Source organism: Streptomyces hesseae, assembly GCF_031845785.1.
GTDB classification, from domain to species: domain Bacteria; phylum Actinomycetota; class Actinomycetes; order Streptomycetales; family Streptomycetaceae; genus Streptomyces; species Streptomyces hesseae.
In genome coordinates this window covers 68947-85277 of record NZ_JAVRFI010000007.1, presented here as the reverse complement: position 1 = coordinate 85277, position 16331 = coordinate 68947, and the positions used below count along the sequence as shown (strand labels likewise).

Here is a 16331-nt window from a genome sequence, read left to right as displayed (position 1 = left end):
CACACAGATAACGAATGGCATCGTTGCCATCTCGTTAAGAATTTACTTCTTGACGCTCCTTTGGCGGCCGAGTTGACTTCCGGTCACCTCGGCCGCAATGGCGCGGCCTCGTCAGGGAGGTAACTGCAAGTGAACGCTCATCTGCGTCGTGCGGCTGTGGTCTTGGCCGCCGCCTCGATGGCCGCCGGGCTGGCGGCCTGTGGCAGTGCCAAGGAAGCGGGCGGCGGTACCGCGAAGAAGGACAAGAAGGGCCCGCTGACCATCGGTCTGCTGCTGCCGGAGAACCAGACCGCCCGCTACGAGCGGTTCGACCGGCCGCTGATCGAGAAGAAGCTCAAGGAACTCGCGGGCGCCGACACCGTCATCCTCTACGACAACGCCAAGCAGGACGCCTCGGTCCAGCAGCAGCAGGTCGACACGATGATCACCAAGAAGGTCGACGCCCTGATCCTCGACGCGGTGGACGCCAAGTCGATAGCGAGCTCGGTCAAGAAGGCCAACGACAAGGGAATTCCCGTCGTCGCCTACGACCGCCTCGCCGAGGGCCCGGTCAAGGCGTACACCTCCGTCGACAACGAGCGCGTGGGCAGGATCCAGGGTGAATCCTTGCTCAAGGAACTCGGCGACAACGCCTCGAAGGGCCAGATCGTGATGATGAACGGCGCGATCACCGACCCCAACGCCAAGATGTACAAGGCCGGCGCCCATTCCGTGCTCGACGGCAAGGTCAAGGTCGGAAGGGAGTACGACACCAAGGAATGGAAGCCGGAGAACGCCAACGAGAATATGAAGGGCGCCATCTCCTCCCTCGGCAAGGACAACATCATCGGCGTCTACTCGGCCAACGACGGCATGGCCGGCGGCATCATCACGGCCCTGCGCAGCGCCGGCTTCGACAAGCTCCCGCCGGTCACCGGCCAGGACGCCGAGCTCTCGGCCGTCCAGCGGATCCTCGCGGACGAGCAGTTCATGAGCGTCTACAAGCCCTACAAGCCCGAGGCGGACGCGGCCGCCGAACTGGCCGTCGCCCTCGCCCGGGGCAAGGCCGTCGGCGACATCGCCAAGGCCACCGTCTCCAGCGGCACCACCAAGAAGGTCCCCGCCGTCATCGTCACGCCCTTCGCCCTCACCAAGGCGGACATCGCGAAGTACGTCGGCCAGGAGGGCTTCTTCACCAAGGACGAGATCTGCACCGCCAAGTACCGCGCGCAGTGCGACGCGGCCGGGCTGAAGTGAGGGGATGACGCACATGTCCGCTCCGCCCGTGCTGGCGCTGCGAGGGATCTCCAAGCGCTTCGGGGCCGTCCAGGCGCTCACCGACGTGGAACTGGAGATCCACGCCGGTGAGGTGGTCGCCCTCGTCGGCGACAACGGCGCCGGCAAGTCCACCCTGGTCAAGACCATCGCGGGCGTCGGCCCGGCCGACGACGGCGTCATCGAGTGGCAGGGCCGGCCCGTCACCGTGGACCGGCCGCACACCGCCCAGGAACTGGGCATCGCGACCGTCTACCAGGACCTCGCCCTCTGCGACAACCTCGACGTCGTCGGCAACCTCTTCCTCGGCCGGGAGATCGCCCGCGCCGGGGTGCTGGACGAGGTCGAGATGGAACGCCGCTCCCGGGAGCTCCTCGCCACCCTGTCCATCCGCATCCCCAGCGTCCGGATCCCCGTCGCCTCGCTCTCGGGCGGGCAGCGGCAGACCGTCGCCATCGCCCGTTCGCTGCTGGGCGAGCCCAAGGTCGTCATCCTCGACGAGCCCACCGCCGCCCTGGGCGTGGAGCAGACCGCCCAGGTCCTCGACCTGGTCGAGCGGCTGCGCGAGCGCGGCCTGGGCGTGATCCTCATCAGCCACAACATGGCGGACGTGAAGGCCGTCGCCGACCGGGTCGCGGTGCTGCGCCTCGGCCGCAACAACGGCACCTTCGAGGTGCGGACGACCTCCCAGGAGGAGATCATCTCGGCCATCACCGGCGCGACCGACAACGCTGTCACCCGGCGTAGGGCCCGCACGACCGGGGAGGGAACGCCGTGACCGCCGATATGTCCAAGAAAACTGGAGCCAAGGAGCCCCGGGACGCCGCCGCGCCCGCCGCGGAGGCCGCGGCCCCGCCCGTCGACCCCCGGCTGCTGGTCCGCGAGGAGGGCTTCGCCGGCTACTGGAGCGAATTCCGCCGGAAGCTGCGCAGCGGTGAGCTGGGGTCGCTGCCCGTGGTGGTCGGGCTGATCGTCATCGGCCTGGTCTTCCAGCTGCGGGATTCGGCCTTCCTGGGCGCCGAGAACCTCTCCAACCTGTTCGTCACCGCCGCGGGCACCGGCCTGATCGCGGTCGGCATCGTCTTCGTGCTGATCCTCGGCGAGATCGATCTGTCAGTGGGCTCGGTCAGCGGCCTGGCCGCCGCCGTCCTCGCCGTGCTCAACGTCCACCACGGCGTGCCCGAGTGGCTCGCCCTGGTGATCGCCCTGGTCACCGGGGCCCTCGCCGGGGTGCTGCACGGCTTCTTCTTCGCCCGGATCGGCGTACCCGCCTTCGTCGTCACCCTGGCCGGCCTGCTCGGCTGGAACGGTCTGATGCTCCAGGTGCTCGGCTCCAACGGCACCATCAACCTCGACGACTCCGGGCTGGTCGCCGATCTGACCAATCACTACTTCACCGACATCTCCGCCGCCTACGGGCTGGCCACCCTTGGCGCGGCGGTGTTCTTCCTGGCCTCCTGGCGCGACAGCAGGCGGCGCGAGGCGGCCGGCGTCCCCAGCCGCCCGCTCAGCGAGATCGTGCTGCGCACGGCCGTCCTCGCGGTGCCCGCCTATGCGGTGGCCTGGCTCCTCAACCAGTACAAGGGCCTGCCACTGGCCTTGGTGATCTTCCTCGGGGTGGTGGTCGCGCTGGACTTCGTGCTGCGCCGTACCTCCTACGGGCGCAAGATCTTCGCCCTCGGCGGCAGCGTCGAGGCGGCCCGCAGGGCCGGCGTCAACGTCGCGGCGGTGCGGATCTCGGTCTTCGCGCTGTCCGGCACGATGGCGGCGCTCGGGGGCATGTTCCTGGCCTCCCAGATCAACGCCGCCAACCAGTCCTCGGGCGCCGGCAGCCTGCTGATGAACGCCATCGCGGCGGCCGTCATCGGCGGCACCAGCCTCTTCGGCGGCCGGGGCTCGACCTGGTCGGCGCTGCTGGGCGTGCTGGTGATCCAGTCGATCGCCTCCGGGATGGCCCTGCTGGGCATCGCCTCGGCGGTCCAGTACATGATCACGGGCGCGGTGCTGCTGGCCGCCGTGGTGATCGACTCCCTCTCCCGCCGGACCCAGAAGACGGCCGGCCGGGTGTAGCGGGCGCGGGCGGGCGTACGGGCGAGGGGCCCGGGCCGGATGGCCGGTCCGGGCCCCTCGCCGTGCGCGTCCGCCCGGCCTTTCATAGGGTGTGTGATCTCGCTCCGCCGAACGCGTGAGATAGCTCGCATCACCCGTTCACCGCCATTGCAGGCGGACCAGGGGCGGAACATTAGACTCGACGGACCGGCGAGCTCGACCAGGCTCGACAGCTCGAACAAGGAGGCACGGGTGGCGCTGCTGACCCGCATCAGGGAACCGCGCGATCTGGACCGGCTCACCCCGGAGCAGCTCGACCGGCTGGCCGCGGAGATCCGCACCTTCCTCGTCGACGCCGTCTCCAAGACCGGCGGACACCTCGGGCCCAACCTCGGCGTCGTCGAGCTCACCATCGCCATGCACCGGGTCTTCGACTCGCCCAGGGACAAGGTGCTCTTCGACACCGGCCACCAGGCGTACGTCCACAAGCTGCTCACCGGCCGCCAGGACTTCTCGCAGCTCCGCGCCAAGGGCGGCCTGTCCGGCTACCCCTCGCGCGCCGAGTCCGAGCACGACGTGATCGAGAACAGCCACGCCTCGACCGTCCTGGGCTGGGCCGACGGCCTCGCCAAGGCCAACCAGATCCTGGGCAGGAAGGACCACGTCGTCGCCGTCATCGGCGACGGCGCGCTCACCGGCGGCATGGCCTGGGAGGCGCTGAACAACATCGCCGTCGCCAAGGACCGCCCGCTCGTCATCGTCGTCAACGACAACGAGCGCTCCTACGAGCCCACCATCGGCGGCCTCGCCAACCACCTGGCCACCCTGCGCACCACCGACGGCTACGAGCGCTTCCTCGCCCGCGGCAAGGACCTCCTGGAGCGCACGCCGGTCCTCGGCAAGCCCCTCTACGAGACGCTCCACGGCGCCAAGAAGGGCCTGAAGGACTTCATCGCCCCGCAGGGCATGTTCGAGGACCTCGGCCTGAAGTACGTCGGCCCGATCGACGGCCACGACATCGAGGCCCTGGAATCCGCGCTCCAGCGCGCCAAGCGCTTCGGCGGCCCCGTCCTCGTGCACTGCCTCACCCAGAAGGGCCGCGGCTACAAGCACGCCGAGCAGAACGAGGCCGACCGCTTCCACGGCATCGGCGCCATCCACCCCGACACCGGCCTGCCCGTCTCCTCCGGCGGCGCCAGCTGGACCTCCGTCTTCGCCGACGAGATGGTCAAGCTCGGCCAGGAGCGGGAGGACATCGTGGCCATCACCGCCGCGATGATGCAGCCCGTCGGCCTCGGCAAGTTCGCCAAGGCCTTCCCCGAGCGCGTCTACGACGTCGGCATCGCCGAGCAGCACGCCGCGACCTCCGCGGCGGGCCTGGCCACCGGCGGCGTCCACCCGGTCTTCGCCGTCTACGCCACGTTCCTCAACCGCGCCTTCGACCAGGTCCTGATGGACGTCGCCCTGCACAAGTGCGGCGTGACGTTCGTCCTGGACCGGGCCGGCGTCACCGGCGACGACGGCGCCTCCCACAACGGCATGTGGGACATGTCGATCCTCCAGGTCGTCCCCGGCCTGCGGATCGCCGCCCCCCGCGACGCCGACCAGGTCCGCGCCCAGCTGCGCGAGGCCGTCGAGGTCAAGGACGCCCCCACCGTCGTCCGCTACTCCAAGGGCACCGTCGGCCCCGCCGTCGAGGCCGTCTGCCGCATCGGCGGCATGGACGTGCTGCGCCGCCCCGCCGACGCCACCGAGAAGCCGGACGTCCTCATCGTCTCCGTCGGCGCGCTCGCCCCGATGTGCCTGGAGATCGCCGACCTCCTCGACAAGCAGGGCATCTCCGCGACCGTCGTCGACCCGCGCTGGGTCAAGCCCGTCGACGAGGCCCTGCCGGGCCTGGCCGCCGAGCACCGCGTCGTCGTCACCGTCGAGGACAACGGCCGTGTCGGCGGTGTCGGCTCGGCGGTCGCGCAGGCGCTGCGCGACGCCGGGGTGGACCTGCCGCTGCGCGACTTCGGCATCCCGCCGCGCTTCCTCGACCACGCCTCCCGCAAGGAGGTCATGGCGGAGATCGGGCTCACCGCCCCCGACATCGCCCGCCAGGTCACCGGCCTCGTCGCCAAGCTCGACGGGCGCCTCGACGGCGCCGACGCGACCGCGGAGGCGCTGAAGGCCGCCGAGGCCACCGGCTCCAACGAGTCCTCCGAGGCGGGGGAGACCGCCGAGGCCGTCCGCGACTGACGGGCCCATCGCCGTCCCGAAGGGCCGGCCGCACCACCCGCAGGGGTGGTCCGGTCGGCCCTTCCGCATGGATGCGTCTGTCCTCCATCGGGTGAATCCTGGGGGTGGGTGGCTGTGGCCGCCCGCATCACGCCCCGATCATCGCGGACACTCGCTCAGTTCGGGCAGGGCGAGCGACGCCGAGCAGGTGGAGGTGAGCCGATGAGCGCAGAGCGACCCGTCCGGAGCGGCCGCGGCAGAAGCGGCATGTTCCGGACCAAGACGGTGGAGCAGTCCATCCAGGACACCGAGGAACCGGAACACTCCCTCCGGAGGGACCTGTCCGCCCTCGACCTCACCGTGTTCGGCGTCGGCGTCGTCATCGGCACCGGCATCTTCGTCCTCACCGGAAAGGTCGCCAAGGAGAACGCCGGGCCCGCCGTGGCCCTCGCCTTCGTCCTCGCCGGTATCGTCTGCGGGCTCGCGGCGCTGTGCTACGCCGAGTTCGCCTCCACCGTGCCGGTGGCCGGGTCCGCGTACACCTTCTCGTACGCGACGCTCGGCGAGCTCCCCGCGTGGATCATCGGCTGGGACCTGATCCTGGAGCTGGCGCTGGGCTGCGCCGTGGTGGCCGTCGGCTGGTCCGGCTACATCCAGTCGCTGCTGGCCAACGCCGGCTGGCATCTGCCGGGGCCGCTGACCGGCGCCCATGGCGGCAGCTTCGGCTTCGACCTCCTCGCCGCCGTCCTCGTCCTGGTGCTGACGGCCATTCTGGTCGCCGGGATGAAGCTGTCCTCACGGGTGACGGCCGTCGTGGTCGGGGTGAAGGTCACCGTGGTGCTCATCGTCATCATCGTGGGCGCCTTCTTCATCAACGGGTCCAACTACGAGCCCTTCGTCCCGCCGTCGAAGGGCACCGCGGGCGGCAACGGGCTCGCCGCGCCGCTGGTCCAGCTGATGTTCGGCTTCACCCCGTCCAACTTCGGCGTCATGGGCATCTTCTCCGCGGCCGCCGTGGTCTTCTTCGCCTTCATCGGCTTCGACATCGTGGCCACCGCGGCCGAGGAGACCCGCAACCCCCAGCGCGACCTGCCGCGCGGCATCCTCGGCTCCCTCGTCATCTGCACTGTGCTCTACGTGGCCGTGTCCATCGTCGTCACCGGTATGCAGAAGTACGACAAGCTCTCCACGAAGGCGCCGCTCGCCGACGCCTTCAAGGACGCCGGGCACCCCTTCTGGGCCGGGCTGATCAGCTTCGGCGCGGCCGTCGGCCTCACCTCCGTCTGCATGATCCTGCTCCTCGGGCAGAGCCGGGTGTTCTTCGCCATGAGCCGTGACGGGCTCCTGCCCCGCTTCTTCTCGACCGTCCACCCGCGCTTCGGCACGCCCTATCGCTCCACGGTCCTCCTGGGCGTCGTCGTCGCGATCGTCGCGGGCTTCACCTCGATCGACGTCCTCGCCGAGCTCGTCAACATCGGCACGCTGTTCGCCTTCGTCGTCGTCGCGGCGGGCGTGGTCGTCCTGCGCCGCAGCCGCCCCGACCTGCCGCGAGCCTTCCGTACCCCGTTCGTGCCCTACGTCCCCGTGCTGTCGGTGCTCGCTTCGCTGTGGCTGATGCTCAACCTGCCGGCGGAGACCTGGGTGCGGTTCGCCGTGTGGATGCTCATCGGCGTCGTCGTCTACTTCGCCTACGGGAGGAGGATGAGCCGGGTGAGCCAGGCGCAGCGGAGCGGGCCGCCCACCATCTGACCCGGACCCAGGCCCGGACCCGGGGGCCGCGGTCTACGGGCGTACCGCCCGCGGCCCCACCACCTCGGCGCCCAGCGCCCTCACCCGCTCGCGCAGTTCCCGGTCCGCCGTGACGACCACACAGCGCCGCCCCGGCGCCCGCGCGGCGACCAGCTCCACGATCCGGTCGTCCCCGCTGCCGCCGGCCGCCTCGACGCCCACCCCGGGCACCGGCGCGGTGCCGCGCGCCGCGCCCTCCACCACCAGCACGATCTCCGGAGGGACGGCCGGCGGCGGCTCCACCACCCCCTCCGGAAGCCCTTCCCGCGCGTAGCCCGCCAGCAGGTCCCGCAGCCGCTCGGCCGCCCCGCGCCGGTCGTGCCACCAGCCGTCCGGCACCGAACCGACGACGTTGGCGGCGTCCACGACAAGAAGAGCGGAATCAGGGGTTCTGGGGGATTCCGGGGCCGGTGCGGTCATGGCGATCAGCTTGGCACGCCGTCAGCGGGCGGAATCCGCAGTGTTAATGTCGAGGATCGACAAAATCGGTAAAGGCTTTCCAAGAGAGGCTGGTCAGCGAGTCATGGCAGTGCGCACGGCCACCACCACCGGCTGGTTGCTGCGGGGTGACGACGGCCGGCTGACGGCCTACGTCCCGGTCTCGGGCGGTCTCCTCCGCTGGACCGAGGCCCGCCCCGGCGGCCCCGAATGGACGGGCCCCGAGCGGGTGGACGTGCCGGGGCTGGAGCCGTACCTCTCCATAACCCGGAGCGCCGAGGGCTATGTGTACCTCGCCGGGCTCCGCCGCCGCCCCCACGAGGACGGCCGCGCCGAGACCGACGTGGTCTACAGCACGCAGTTCCAGTCGGGCCGCGCCATGACGCAGTGGCGGTCCATCGGCACGCCCCACGGCGGCGACTGGGAGAAGGCCGGACGGATCGGCTTCCCTGTGGCCGCCGTCGACGGCGTCGGCCTCCACCTCTATTTCCGCAACGCCGGCCGCGGCATAAGCGGACGCCGCCAGGACGCCAAGGGCATCTGGGGCCGCTGGCTGGACCTCGCCGGCAGCAAGGTCGTCGAGTCGGGATCCGCGGCCGTCTCCGCCGACGGGCACGTCGAGCTCGTCGCGCCCGCGCCGGACCACGTCCTGCGGTGGCGCCAGGAGGAGCCGGGCGGGCCGCTGAAGCGGATGCCCGACACGGCGGTGAAGTCCCTGCCGGGGTCTTTTTCGTCCGCCTCGGCCGGAGCCGGCGCGGACGTCGCCCACTACTGGCGTACGGAAGGGGACTCGGTCCTGCACACCCAGTGCGCGGGTGAGTCGCGGGCCCTGCCGTCGCTGGGAGGTGACGGGAGCGGTCCGGTGGCCGCCCTGGGCGACGTGCTGGTGCAGCGATCGGGTGCCGGCCGGGTCCTCGTCGCGGTGGGCGAGGACGGATCGTGGACCGACACGGGGCAGGAGTGCGTGGGGGCGCCGGCGGTGGCGTACGACGCGGAGGGCCGTGTCGTCGTGGCGGCCGTCGCCCCCGACGGAGGGCTGCGGGTCGCGCGGCAGCGCGGGGATGCGGCCGGGTTCGACCTCGGGCCGTGGGCGCGAGCATAGTTCTTGTCTCGAGCGCCGGACGGGCTGACTTTGTCAGCCCGTCCGGCGCTCGAGGACATTACAAACGCGTCGCGCTGCGCAACCCCGTCGCATAGAAGCCGTTGCCGTCGAGGCGGGCCGTGCCGCCCTTGTCGCCGAAGGTGGGGCCGTTGGCCTCCTCGCGGCTGGAGATGAAGCGGGGCTTGCCGTCGGTGTCGAGGCCCAGGTAGACGCCGACGTGGTCGAGGCGTTCGCCGGTGCGCTTGTCGATGTCGAAGAAGACCAGGTCGCCCGGCTGGAGCTTGTCGATGGCCGCCGGGCGCTTGCCCGTCAGTTCCAGCACCGGCACGCCCGGGGCGAGGCGGGCCATGCCGTTGGCCGTGCGCGGCAGGCCGTCGCCCTTGGTGTCCTTGCCCAGCAGGGGGTAGCGGGCGCGGTAGCCGAAGACCGTGCGGACGAAGCCGGAGCAGTCCATCGCGCGGAAGCGCTGCGTCTCGGGCTTCTCCACCGTGCCGTCGCGGAAGGTGTAGGGGATGCCCAGGTAGTCGTAGAAGTCGGACTGCTCCAGGCGCATGTCCCCGGCCTCGGAGCCGTTGGGGTTCAGCGGGCCGAACTGGGCGTCGCCCGCGTAGGGGATGCCGTGGGCGTCCTTCTTCTGCGGGGCGCCGTCGAGGTACTCCATGGAGAACGCGAAGATGTCCGGCTCCTGGCTGCCGAGCTGGGTGGCGAACCACTCCTTGAACCAGGGGGCCTGCTCCGCGCCCTCCTTCCACCTCTCCGGCAGCAGCCGCACCCAGCTGTCGGTGGTGACCTTCGCCGAGGTGTAGTTGGGCTCGGTGAAGGTCCGGCTGGGGCCGGTGAGCACGGCGGTGCGGGCGCTGTCGGTGAAGGTGGCGAGCACCGAGCCGTCGGCGGAGCGCACGACCGTACGGGCCGGGGAGGAGAGGCGCTCGAAGCGGCGCTCGCCCGTGGCGGTGGCCTTGCCGGCGGCCTTGCTCGCCGGGCCGATGGTGCGTACCGGCGGGGCCGGGTCGTCCTGCCGGTCGCGCAGCTCCACCGTGAGGTAGGCGCTGGTGCCGAGCAGCCCCAGGAGGACGAGGGCGTGGAGGGCGCGCCTGCCGTTCGGGCCGCCGCCCTTGCGGCGGGTGCTGTGCTTCCGGGACATGAGGATGAGCTCCGTGGTCAGACGGTGGGCATGAAGCCGAGCAGGATCCCGGCGGTCAGGACGACGTAGTTGGCGAGCGACACCGTCGCCGTCGCCAGCAGGGTCGCGCCGCGCGGCTGGCGGACCAGCTGATAGGCGATCAGGCCCGGGACGATGAAGCCCAGGGTCTGGTTCGCGTACATCAGGGGGAACTGCTGCTGGAGGATGATGTGGAGCGTCGCCTGGAGGACCACGCCGGTCAGCACGACGGCGGCGAAGAGCCGCTTGCCGTAGAGGATGACGTGACGCTGGAGCAGCAGCGTGCCCAGATAGGTCAGGACGGTGATGCCGACGACCATCGCGGCGCGCTGGAGGTCCTCCACCAGGGTCAGGGCCAGCCAGCCGGGGGTGATCATGCCGCCGGGGGAGAGGTTGGTGGTGAGGTAGCAGACCAGCGAGAACAGCAGCCCCAGCGCGATCCCGATGGCGGCGATCTCCGGAGTGAGGACGGCGGGGATCAACGGAAGTCTCCTGTGTGCTGCGGCTGCGGCGTCGGCTGCGATGGGTCGTCGGAGGGGAGTTCGGCCAGGCGTTCCAGCAGCAGCTCGCCCTGGCCGTGGATGTTGCCGATGGCGATGAGCGAGGCGCCGGGGCCGAGCCGGCCCAGGATCTCCCGCTCCAGCTCGGCCGGGTCGCGGCGGTCGCCGCCCAGGTCGACGATCCGTGAGCGCCACTCGGCGGGGATCGCGTCGGCGGCGCTCTTCGTCGGGTGGCCGATCAGGAAGACCGACTCCGGGGCGAGCCGGGGGATCAGCTCGCCCATCTGGCCGTTGCGCTCGACACGGTCGGGACGGCAGTTGATCAGTACGTGCAGGGGGCGGTCGACGGCGCCGAGGCCCAGCAGCTGCTCGACGTTCATCAGCGTCGACTCGGGGTCGTTGGCCGCGAAGATGTTGGCGAAACGGAACGGCACGCCCTCGGGGGTGCGGTAGCGCTCCACGGACAGCACACCGGGGTCCGGCGGCGCGTCGTACATGCCCCGCAGGGCGGTGGCCCGGTCCACGCCGAGGAGCTCGGCGACGGCGAGCGCGATGGCCACGTTCTCCTTGAACGTGAACCAGCTGAAGCCGCGCAGCTCCTCGTCGGTGACCGTCTCCGGGTCCACGGCGATCAGCCGGCAGTCGCGCCTGCCGGCCTCCTCGCGCAGGATGTGCAGCCGGTCGCGCTCGGCGGTGACGCAGATGCCGCCGACCGGCATGGACCGGCTCAGGGAGCGGGCCACATCGTCGAGGGTCGGGCCCATCTCGGCGAGGTGGTCCTCGCGGACGTTGCACAGCACGCCGATGGTGGAGCGGATCAGCTTGGTCTGGTTGACCTCCTGAAGGGCCGGCATCACGGCCATGCACTCGATGACCAGGGCGTTCGGGCGGTAGGCGGCGGCCCGGCGCACGATGCCGATCTGCTCGACGACGTTGGCGATGCCGAACTTGCGGTAGACGGGCTCCTCGGTGGCGTCCGGGTGGATGAAGCGGGCCGCGGTGCCGGTGGTCTTGGCGACCGTGACCAGCCCGCCGCCGCGCAGCGCGCCCGCGCACAGCCGGGTGATGGAGCTCTTCCCCCGGATGCCGTTGATCAGCACCCGGGTGGGGATCGCGTCGAGGTTGGTGAAGTGCCGGCGTTGCTCGATCACGCCCGCGACCAGGAGGATCGCGCAGCAGATCACCAGGACCGTATAGAGGAAGAGCACGCGTCAGGTCCTTCCGGAGGGGCGCGCCAGCTGCTGCCGGATCAGTTCGAGGTTGCGGACGACCGCGCCCGTCTCGTCGTGGTGCTGGGGGAACAGGACGGTCTTGCGGTCGCCTCCGGCCAGCGCCTCCGCCTGGCCGGCGAGCTTGCGCAGCGGGCGGATCACGATGATGTGCAGCCAGCCCAGGCAGGCCACGGCGGCGGTCACGCCGAGGAGCCCGGCGAGCATGGTGCGCCGCTGGGCGCGGTACTCGGGAAGCTCCAGCCAGGACGTCGGCTGGGAGCTGACGACCTGCCAGCCGAGGTCCTTGACCGCGCCGCCGCCGGTGAAGGGGGCGGCGGCCGTGATGTCGGAGGTGCCCTTGCCGCGGTGGAGGACGGCGGTGCCGGAGGTCTTGCCGGGGTGCTTCGCGGCGGTGACCGCGAGGTCGTCGAGGTGGCCCGAGGGCAGCTTGGCGAAGGCCCGGAAGCCGTGGGCGCGGTCGGCGGCGACGATCCGGTGGGCCTTGTCGATCAGCCAGACCTGGCCGAGGCCGGGCCGGGTGACCATCGAGACGAGGAACTGCGGGTCGTACTCGCCGACCACCGCGCGGCCCTTGCCGCCGGGCACGGCCGCGTAGGCGGCGATCAGCGGTTCCTTGCCGGAGGTGTTGAGCTGGACGACGGAGTCCTCATGCGGCGCCTTGCCGACCGGGTGGTGCGGGGCGGCTCCGGCGCGCGTGAGGACCTTGCCCGCGCCGTCGAGGACGTAGACCGCGCGGTAGCGGCCGTGTTCGCGCAGCGTCTTGTCGAGGACGGACTTGTCGGCGGCCTCCGACGCCTCGCGGTCGTCCGCGCCGAGGGCCTGCGCCACGGAGGCGACGTCGGCCCAGCCCTCGTTGAGCGCCTTGCGCACCCGGTCGGAGGCGGTGTCGGTCCGGCGGCGCTGGTCCTCCACCAGCTGCTGGGGCACGGTCACGGCGCCGCCCGCGCGGCCCGCGAGCAGCAGCAGCGGCGCGGCCCAGGCGAGCAGGACCACGGCGCATACGATCACGGAGCCGCGGGTGCCGAAGCCGCCGCGCGCCCGGCCGGTACGGGTGGGCCGTCCGCCGAGCAGCTGGCGGCGCAGGCTCTCCAGGGCGGCGCCGACCCGGGCCGGCTCACGGCCCCTGAAACGGCGGACGGGCCGGTCCAGTTCGCCCCGGGCGAGCCGGCGGCTCTCCAGGTACAGCTGGAGCAGCGGCCGCTGGACGGTGGTCAGCAGCACCCAGCCCACGATCAGGGCGAGGACGAGCAGGACGCCGGCGGCGGCGAGCCCGAAGGCCTGGGTGCGTACGGCGGACGGGTCCTCGGTGGCCTCGACGGAGGTGACGACGGACAGGCCGAGGGCGCCCGCGGGGCTCGTCTCGCCGGGGGCGCGCCCGGCGGCCGCGTAGCCCACGGCCATCCGGGTGTCGCCGCGCCCGGTGCCCATGAGGTGGCCGCTCGCGCCGGGGTGACCGCCGGGCTCGGGGGTCTTCGAGGATTCGGCGGCGGCCTTCTTGCGGGCGTTCTTCGCCCACGCCTTGCGGGCGACGGACGGGCCGTCGCTGGCCAGGACGGTGCCGGCGGAGTCGACGACCAGCAGCGAGCGGTCCTCGCCGGAGGAGATGCCGGGAACGTTGAGGGTGCCGGAGGCGACGAGCAGCCGGGGCCGTTCGCCGCGCAGGGCCGCCATGACGAGCATCCGGGTCTCGCCGGAGGGCAGCCGCACCAGCTGCGGGCCGAGCGGGGTGGTGCCCCCGGCTTCACCGGGTTTGGCGTCCTTCGTGCCCGGCTGCCCGGCCCTGCCGCCGAGGACGGTCGCCAGGGGGATGTTCTCGCCGCGCGCGGCGAGGAGGGTGCCGCTGCCCGGGTCGACGACGGCGGTGCCGCGCCACTTGCCGTAGACCTTGCCGAGCTGGTCCATCAGGGCGTCGGGGGCGCCCGCCTTCTCACCGCCGAACCGGTCGGCGGCGCGCTGGATGTCGGTGACGCTCTCGTCGAGGGAGGCCCGCAGCGACAGGGCGCCGTCCTCGGCCACGTGCTGCTGGGAGGTCAGCACGGCCCGGTCGACGAGGGCCCGGTCGCGGTCGCCGAGCACCAGGGCCGTCGTGCCCGCGACCGCCAGGAGCAGCGCCAGCAGGGCGGCGATCGGCGGGCGGGCGCCGCCCAGCAGGGGCATGTCGGCGCGGCGGCGCGTCTTGCGCCGACGGGAGCCGCGCGATGCGGACAACGGGGTTCCTCTCGGTGGTGAGCGCGCGGGGCATGCTCACCGGAACCGTGAGGTCCTGGCCCTAACTGTCTGCCGCACTGCGTTTTGGAGCGTGAATCGTCCGGATTCTAGGCAGACTTTAAAGAATTGACCAAGTCGATTGTATGGACATGATCAACTCTGTCCTTTTTGGCGCGGCTATTCAGTGATGGTCAGCGGACGCAGACCGTCCTTCTCCGCACCCCGGTTGAGCACCGTGCCCCGGGTCCGCTCGAAGGCCGTCCGGTACCGCGAGCGCTGCTCCGCCGTCAGGCCCCCGCCCTTCAGCGCCGCCCCCACGTCCACCAGCCGGATCCTCGGCTCCAGCTCCACCAGGGTCGGGACGAACCGGGCGTCGGACACCGACCACGCGCCCTTCCGCTTGGTGAAGGAGAACCAGCCCAGCACGCCCTCCTCGGTGACGCCCAGCGGCTTCGCGTGCCGGGCCACCTGATTGCCCAGACCGTAGGCGAACCAGGTGCTCCCCACCTTCTCGAAGGGCTGCACCACATGCGCGTGATGGCCGACGACCAGGTCGATGCCGGTCTCCTCGGCGATCCGCTCGGCCAGCCGCGCCTGTGTCCTGCTCACCTCGGCCCGCCCCTCGCGCCCCCAGTGGACGCTCGCGAAGACCACCTCGGCGCCCGCCGCCCGGGCCCGCTTCTCGTCCTCCGCCATCCGCCGCACATCGGTGATGTTGACCAGCCAGGGCTTGTCCTTCGGCACGGTCGTGTCGTTGAGCCCGTACGTGTACGACAGCTGCGCCACCTTCACGCCCTTGACGTCCAGGACGAGGGGCGTGGCGGCCTCCCGTGCGTCGCGCGCCGACCCGGTGTGCCGCAGCCCGGCCGCGTCGAGGGCGTCCAGCGTCCGCCGTACGCCCTCGGGGCCGTGGTCGAGGGTGTGATTGGAGGCCGTCGAGCAGGTGTCGTAGCCGAGGTCCTTGAGCGTGCCGGCGATCTGCGGCGGCACGCTGAACTTCCGGTAGCCGAGGAAGGGGCCCTCGGGCTCGGCCATGGCGGTCTCCATATGGCAGACCGCGAGGTCCGCCTTGGCGACGACCGGCTTGATCCCGGCCATGACGGCACCGAAGTCCGGCCCCGGCCGGCCCGCCTCCCGGGCGTCCTTGACAGCCTGCTCCGTGATCTCCGGATGGATGAGCACGTCCCCGCCCGCGGCGAGCGTGAACGACGCCTCCACCCCGCCCGGTTCCGCGCGGGCGTACAGATAGCCCGCCGTCGAGCCACCGACGAGGAGCGCCAGGGCTGTGGAGAGGAGGACGGGGCGACGGAGGAAGCGTTTCACCGGGGTATTTTTACCGCCATGAGGCTCAAGCCCGAAATCTCCTCGCCCTTGGCGTCCGTGCTGCTCGGCGCGCTGACGCTGACGGCGCTCACCGGGCTGACCGGCTGTGCCGACCCCTCCGGCCGCCCCCGCCAGGGCGCCCCCGACGCCGGGGCATCGGACGCGGCGGGCACGGTCGACCTCGGTGCCCGGATCACGGGCTTCACCGACCGCATCACCCAGAACGGGCACTACCGCGTCCCGGCCGACAGCGACCGACGGGCCGTCACCGACGGCGTCCGCCACCTCCTCGACGGGGACCGCGCCGCCGCCGAACGGTCGCTGGCCGGCGTCGGCTACGCCCTGCGCACCCTCGCCGACCGGCAGGACGGCCGCCGCTACGCCGAGATCGCCGACGCCACGCCGGAGGGCGAGACCGGCCGGGGCTGGGGCCGCGTCTACCTCGACCTCCACGGCCCGGCGCGCTGGTCCGTACAGGTGCCGCACCCCAGCGCCGACCAGCGCACCGAACAACTCGGCATCGGTCTGCTGCGCGGAGCGCCGGGCGGGGTGCTGATTCTTGCCGGTGCGCATCGCAATGCCGCCGATTCCGCTGACGCGGATGCCGCCGATGTCGCCCACCGCGCGGACTCCGTCTTCGCCGCGGTCGCCGCCGTGCTCGCCGACCGGGGGCTGCCCGCCGTACAGGTGCACGGCTTCGCCGACAGCAGCCTTCCCGACCGCGACGTGGTCGTCTCACCGGGCAAGGGTGACGCGGGCCTGCCCGCCGCGAGCCGCCTCGCGGCGAGCCTGCGGAAGCGGCAGTTGCGGGTCTGCGAAGTATGGCGGCGCTACTGCGGCCGCCTGGAGGGCCGTACGAACGTCGAGGGCGACCACGCGGACGGGGTCGGGGCGCCGTTCCTGCACGTCGAGCACAGCCGGCGGGTGCGGTTCGACGACGCGCTCATGGCGGAGGCGGTGCGCGCGTTGACGGAGGTCGTCCAAGGCTGGAGTGCGGGGCGCTCCTGACGCGCGCGCGGCGCGCGGAAACGGACGGGGGCCCGGGGCGAAAGCCC

13 protein-coding genes are annotated in these 16331 nt (G+C 71.9%); 7 read left to right on the top strand and 6 right to left on the bottom strand.

Going from position 1 to position 16331, the window contains the following annotated elements; genetic code table 11:
• Positions 1-129: 129 nt before the first annotated feature.
• From RM609_RS13755 to RM609_RS13735, 5 genes are all read left to right on the top strand, one after another.
• The gene (locus tag RM609_RS13755; RefSeq protein ID WP_311610811.1) at positions 130-1236 is read left to right on the top strand and encodes a substrate-binding domain-containing protein; all 1107 of its coding nucleotides are present in this window, start codon (positions 130-132) and stop codon (positions 1234-1236) included.
• A 4-nt stretch (positions 1237-1240) separates the two neighbouring features.
• On the top strand, positions 1241-2032 hold the full coding sequence (locus RM609_RS13750) for an ATP-binding cassette domain-containing protein (protein ID WP_311610809.1): 792 nt from the start codon (positions 1241-1243) through the stop codon (positions 2030-2032).
• An 8-nt stretch (positions 2033-2040) separates the two neighbouring features.
• Positions 2041-3324 (top strand): sugar ABC transporter permease, encoded by a 1284-nt coding sequence (locus RM609_RS13745; RefSeq protein WP_438828435.1) that lies wholly within the window; start codon positions 2041-2043, stop codon positions 3322-3324.
• 231 nt (positions 3325-3555) lie between these two features.
• Complete coding sequence (dxs, locus tag RM609_RS13740) at positions 3556-5544, top strand: 1-deoxy-D-xylulose-5-phosphate synthase (RefSeq protein ID WP_311610805.1); 1989 nt, start codon at positions 3556-3558, stop codon at positions 5542-5544.
• Positions 5545-5745: 201 nt separating this feature from the next.
• Positions 5746-7272 (top strand): amino acid permease, encoded by a 1527-nt coding sequence (locus tag RM609_RS13735; RefSeq protein WP_311610804.1) that lies wholly within the window; start codon positions 5746-5748, stop codon positions 7270-7272.
• Between the two features lie 33 nt (positions 7273-7305).
• Here the strand turns inward: RM609_RS13735 and RM609_RS13730 are convergent, their stop codons facing one another.
• Entirely contained in the window at positions 7306-7731 is a 426-nt protein-coding gene (locus RM609_RS13730; protein ID WP_311610802.1) for a PIN domain-containing protein, read from the bottom strand.
• A gap of 103 nt (positions 7732-7834) precedes the next feature.
• On the opposite strand from RM609_RS13730, the gene RM609_RS13725 reads away from it, so the two are divergent.
• Positions 7835-8851 (top strand): PLL family lectin, encoded by a 1017-nt coding sequence (locus RM609_RS13725; RefSeq protein WP_311610800.1) that lies wholly within the window; start codon positions 7835-7837, stop codon positions 8849-8851.
• A gap of 58 nt (positions 8852-8909) precedes the next feature.
• Here RM609_RS13725 and RM609_RS13720 read toward each other — a convergent pair whose 3' ends face one another.
• The 5 genes from RM609_RS13720 to RM609_RS13700 form a co-directional block, all read right to left on the bottom strand.
• Positions 8910-9995, bottom strand: a complete 1086-nt coding sequence (locus RM609_RS13720) for a C40 family peptidase (protein WP_311610799.1) — start codon at positions 9993-9995, stop codon at positions 8910-8912.
• A 17-nt stretch (positions 9996-10012) separates the two neighbouring features.
• Positions 10013-10495: a poly-gamma-glutamate biosynthesis protein PgsC/CapC gene (locus tag RM609_RS13715; RefSeq protein ID WP_311610798.1), complete on the bottom strand. Its 483-nt coding sequence runs from the start codon at positions 10493-10495 to the stop codon at positions 10013-10015.
• Positions 10492-11721 (bottom strand): poly-gamma-glutamate synthase PgsB, encoded by a 1230-nt coding sequence (gene pgsB / locus RM609_RS13710; protein WP_311610796.1) that lies wholly within the window; start codon positions 11719-11721, stop codon positions 10492-10494. The genes RM609_RS13715 and pgsB overlap by 4 nt, the downstream gene beginning before the upstream one ends.
• A 3-nt stretch (positions 11722-11724) precedes the next feature.
• Positions 11725-13953 (bottom strand): cache domain-containing protein, encoded by a 2229-nt coding sequence (locus RM609_RS13705; RefSeq protein WP_311610794.1) that lies wholly within the window; start codon positions 13951-13953, stop codon positions 11725-11727.
• A 177-nt stretch (positions 13954-14130) separates the two neighbouring features.
• Positions 14131-15276: a CapA family protein gene (locus RM609_RS13700; protein ID WP_311610792.1), complete on the bottom strand. Its 1146-nt coding sequence runs from the start codon at positions 15274-15276 to the stop codon at positions 14131-14133.
• Positions 15277-15294: 18 nt separating this feature from the next.
• On the opposite strand from RM609_RS13700, the gene RM609_RS13695 reads away from it, so the two are divergent.
• Positions 15295-16284, top strand: a complete 990-nt coding sequence (locus tag RM609_RS13695; protein ID WP_311610790.1) for a hypothetical protein — start codon at positions 15295-15297, stop codon at positions 16282-16284.
• The last annotated feature ends 47 nt before the right edge of the window (positions 16285-16331 follow it).

What these genes read in the sequence shown, in the direction of transcription:
- RM609_RS13730 (WP_311610802.1), bottom strand. Translation starts at nt 7,731, where the DNA reads ATGACCGCACCGGCCCCGGAATCCCCCAGAACCCCTGATTCCGCTCTT.
- RM609_RS13720 (WP_311610799.1), bottom strand. Translation starts at nt 9,995, where the DNA reads ATGTCCCGGAAGCACAGCACCCGCCGCAAGGGCGGCGGCCCGAACGGC.
- RM609_RS13735 (WP_311610804.1), top strand. Translation starts at nt 5,746, where the DNA reads ATGAGCGCAGAGCGACCCGTCCGGAGCGGCCGCGGCAGAAGCGGCATG.
- RM609_RS13745 (WP_438828435.1), top strand. Translation starts at nt 2,041, where the DNA reads ATGTCCAAGAAAACTGGAGCCAAGGAGCCCCGGGACGCCGCCGCGCCC.
- RM609_RS13725 (WP_311610800.1), top strand. Translation starts at nt 7,835, where the DNA reads ATGGCAGTGCGCACGGCCACCACCACCGGCTGGTTGCTGCGGGGTGAC.
- RM609_RS13695 (WP_311610790.1), top strand. Translation starts at nt 15,295, where the DNA reads ATGAGGCTCAAGCCCGAAATCTCCTCGCCCTTGGCGTCCGTGCTGCTC.
- RM609_RS13750 (WP_311610809.1), top strand. Translation starts at nt 1,241, where the DNA reads ATGACGCACATGTCCGCTCCGCCCGTGCTGGCGCTGCGAGGGATCTCC.